This is a genomic window from Pelovirga sp. (assembly GCF_059864205.1).
In genome coordinates, this window is the sequence record NZ_JCBCBS010000104.1 from 1 (window position 1) to 4316 (window position 4316).

The 4316-nt window shown below is 55.6% G+C and carries 2 protein-coding genes; one reads left to right on the top strand and one right to left on the bottom strand.

Annotated elements, in window-relative coordinates; all coding sequences use genetic code 11:
* Window positions 1-1490 (bottom strand): Ppx/GppA phosphatase family protein (locus AC6F7T_RS06740; RefSeq protein WP_500717241.1); only part of this gene is annotated, 1490 nt, incomplete at its 3' end.
* Window positions 1491-1685: 195 nt separating this feature from the next.
* On the opposite strand from AC6F7T_RS06740, the gene ppk1 reads away from it, so the two are divergent.
* Window positions 1686-3872, top strand: a complete 2187-nt coding sequence (ppk1, locus tag AC6F7T_RS06745) for a polyphosphate kinase 1 (RefSeq protein WP_500717243.1) — start codon at window positions 1686-1688, stop codon at window positions 3870-3872.
* Window positions 3873-4316: the final 444 nt, after the last annotated feature.

Consider the following 4316-nt stretch of genomic DNA (forward strand, 5'->3'; position numbering starts at 1 on the left):
GCGCCGTAGAGTTCTACCGACATTTCGCGCGCGCTGATGAGGGACATTTCAAAACTTTGGTCGGTCAGTCGGCACTCAATTTTTTCAACCTGACGATTGCGCCGGCGGTCAAGGCCATCGGCCAGCCGCACGATGCCGCCGAGGCGGCGCACCAGTTGCTGATCGTCCGGATCCAGGGCGCTGAAACTTTCGTGACTGTTTTTGGGCTTGGCTTTACGGTGATAGCGGGCAATGTTGGCAATCAGTTCACGTTCGCGCGGGGTAAAGCCGAACAGATCCGCATGGCGGATCAGGTGATAGGTATGACGATGGTGGCGGTCGTAGCTGATGAAATAGCCGATATCATGAAGCAGGCTGGCAGCGATGAGCAGGTCGCGCTGGCGTTCCTTCAGTTCGTAACTGGGGGCAACGGCGGTAAAGATGGCTTCCGCCAGGCGACAGACCTGTTTGGCATGCTGTTCGTCAAAACGACAGGAACGACCAAAATCCAGAATGGCATCACGCCAGTGTCGTGATGCCGCGCGTAGCGGCAGTAGTTGCCGTTGTTGCAGGCTATGGAGGATGAGCCCTTCGCGAATCCCCTGGCCGTTGATACGCAGCAGGTTGGTCCGCAAGCGCCGCATCAGTTCATCGACCACCACCATGCCGGCAAGGATAATATCGGCACGTTCCGGATTGAGCCCGGGAATCAACAGACGCTCCTTCTGGGTTTTACGGGCGATCATCGCCAGCATGTGCACCACTTCGGAGTGGAGCACCTCGTAGCGGTGCACCGATTCATACTGCTCACCGCGCATCGCCATGATCATACCGGCGATGTTGGTCATGGTACCGCCAGAGCCGATCAGGCAGGAAACTGCCAATCCTTTGCCGATACTGTGATTTTTTAGTTCCTTGCGCACCATCTTACGGACTTTCTCCAGCTCAGCGCCGGCGACCGGATCAGTGGTGAAATAGGTTTCGGTAAGAAAAACCGCCCCCAGATCAAGGGAAATGATGCTTTTAGTGTGATCACCCACGGCAATGACAATTTCTACGCTGCCACCACCGATATCGGCCATGGCAAAGCGCTGTTGATCCATATCAAAGTTGTGATGAACACTTAGTGCTGCCAGTTCGGCTTCCTGTTCGCCGCTGATGACGTCGATGGAGAGACCGGTTGCGGTCTTGATCCGGGCCAGAAAGCTCGATTGGTTGCCGGCTTTGCGTACCGCGCTGGTCGCTACCACGGCCGCAATTTCAGCTCCGAGCCCGGCGCAGATGCGCTTCATCCGCGTCAGCGCGTCGATGGCACGCTGGATCGCAGCGGCGCAGATGATCCCGGTTTCAGTCAGACCTTCCCCCAGCCGCGCCTGGGACTTTTCATCATCAAGAACGCGAAAGGTGCCCTGGGCATCAGCTTCCACGACAATGCAGCGGATCGAGTTGGTGCCGATATCGATAGCAGCCAGGCGGGTAGTTGCCGGTGCAGTGCTGTCGCTGTCAGTCATGTCGATTTCCTCACAGCACAAGGTGCAAATCGTTTAGAATGTAAAAAAGAGATCTATCGGCCATCATAACCCATCAACTTGGTGTATTGCCATGGTCTGAGCAGAACGTTGGGGTAAAAAGCAGCGACCTCACACAATTCTTACACAGGTACGCTACCTTGTGGTGATATTGTTCCTTGCAACCAGGAGAGTCAGATGCCACATTCACCCGCGCCGCTATTGCTAACTCCCAAACCATCATCCCAGCAGAAGATGCCGGTGACAGCTGAAAAAAAAGAGTTTGATTTAAACGATCCTGCCCTCTATCTCAACCGCGAACTGAGCTGGATGGAGTTTAACGGCAGGGTGTTGAGTCAGGCCGCGGATCAACGACTGCCTCTGCTCGAGCGGGTCAAATTTCTGGCAATCTATGGCTCGAATATGGATGAGTTCTTCATGAAACGCATCGGTGGTCTCAAACAGCAGGTTGCCACCGGTATTCAGGATGTCACCATCGACGGGCGCACGCCCGGGCAACAGATAGAGGCCTGTTGTCAGGTGATGATCAACCAGAGCGTCCGCCGCGAGCAGACGTTAAAGGAACTGCTCAGGGCATTGGCGAAAGCCGGTATCGAGATTATTTCCTGCCGTGAGCTGGCCCGTAGCGAGCGGGAAGCGCTACGCAGCTATTTTTACGATAATCTGTTTCCGCTGATTACCCCGCAATCGGTCGATCCAGCCCATCCTTTCCCTTTTATTTCCAACTTATCGCTCAACCTGTTTGTCACGCTGCGCTATCCCGGCGACAAAGAGGTGTCTCTGGCACGGGTCAAGGTGCCGGTGGGTGCCGGGGCCAACCGCTTTCAGCGGGTTGGGCAGCAGGGACATCGCTATGTCTTGCTCGAGGAGTTGATGGAGCAAAACCTCGATCTGCTTTTTCCCGGAATGGATATCCTTGGCTGTGAACTGTTTCGCGTCACGCGCAATGCCAACACCAGCAAGGATGAGGAGCATGCCGATGATCTGCTGGAGTTGATCGAAACCACCCTGCAGCATCGCCGCGTTGCTCCCATTGTGCGCTTGCAGGTGACACCGGATGTCGCCCTCGAAAACCGCGGACGTCTGGCGGCGGAGTTGGGTCTCAATGAAGAACGTGACGTTTTTGTTTCCGAAGGAATGCTCGGACTGCGCGATCTGTGGGAACTGCATCGCCTCGAATTTCCTGCCCTGAAGGATGCGCCGCATCATCCGCTCGATCATCCGTTGCTGACCAAAGAGCGCAGTATCTTTCATTGTATCCGTGATCACCGCGAAATTCTGTTGCATCACCCCTATGAGTCTTTTTCATCATCGGTCGGGCGTTTCCTGCATGAGGCTGCCGGCGATCCCAAAGTGCGCTGCATCAAAATGACCCTTTACCGTACCGACCCCAACAGCGGTATCATCAATTATCTGATCCGTGCGGCACGTAATGGCAAGCAGGTGGCGGTGGTAGTAGAACTTAAGGCGAGCTTTGATGAGCAGGCGAATGTCAAGTTGGCGACGCGCATGGAGGAGGCGGGCATTCATGTGACCTATGGGGTTGTCGGCTTAAAAACCCACGCCAAAATGATTCTGGTGGTGCGTGAAGATTACAAGGGATTGCGGCGTTATGTCCATATCGGCACCGGCAACTATCATCCGGTCACTGCACGTTTGTATTCTGATCTGGGGCTGTTGATCTATGATAAGGATGTCGGGCGTGATGCTACCGAACTGTTCAATTACCTGACCACCGGTTTTACCCCCAAGCGCAACTATACGCGTCTGCTACCGGCACCGAAAATTCTTAAAAAAGCCCTGCTCGATAAAATTGAACGGGAAATTGCCAGCCATGCCGGCAACAATCCGGCGCGGATTATATTCAAGATGAATGCCCTCGAGGACGTGCAGATTGTCCGGGCTCTCTATCGGGCCTCCCACGCCGGGGTCAAGGTCGATCTGCTGGTACGCGACAGCTGCCGCCTGCGGCCGGGGCTTGCCGGACTGTCGGACAACGTCCGCGTGGTATCAATCGTCGGACGTTTTCTCGAACACGCCCGCATCTACTATTTTCACAACGGTGGTGAGGAAGAGTTGCTGCTCGGCTCGGCCGACGCGATGAAGCGCAATCTTGAATATCGGGTAGAAGCCCTGATCCCGGTCAGCACTCCCGAGCTGCGTCGGCAGTTACTCGAGATGCTGGAGACGCAGCTGAATGACCGCGTCAATGGCTGGCAGATGCAGGCCGACGGCAGTTATCAGTTACACCAACCGCAGCCGCGCAAAGGGGTAGCCGGCAGCCAGGAACAGCAGATCAAGCTGGCGGAAAAACGTGTACACGAGGTGCAACGTCTGCGTAAGCGCAAGGCGCGGCAGGCCTAGATCCCCACTCCCCACTCCCCACTCCCCACTCCCCACTCCCCACTCCCCACTCCCCACTCCCCACTCCCCCCAGACATTGACTAATGGCGAGACCGAAGGATTGTACCCTGAAGGGTTTGGTCGGGACCGGGAAACCTTCTATCGTCGGGCAACTGCTCAATCCCGGGGAAACATCATGGGTGGTGGCAAGTAGCACCATTATGGCTGCTTGACTGGCGCCCTCCATGGCGACAGACCTCCTTGTCATAGGCCTCCCGGCCCTGCGGCAACGATAGAGCTGAATAATTACGAAAAAACTAAAGAAGGACCCCAATACAGTCGATAATAGTCCCAGAGAAGAAATAGGTATCTGTTCAGCACCGGGCCTTTGAATCCTATGTCAAGGGACGCGATTGTTTCCCGTTGGGTCATCCATGACCGCTTTTTGTCGCCGTCCATGGCGAC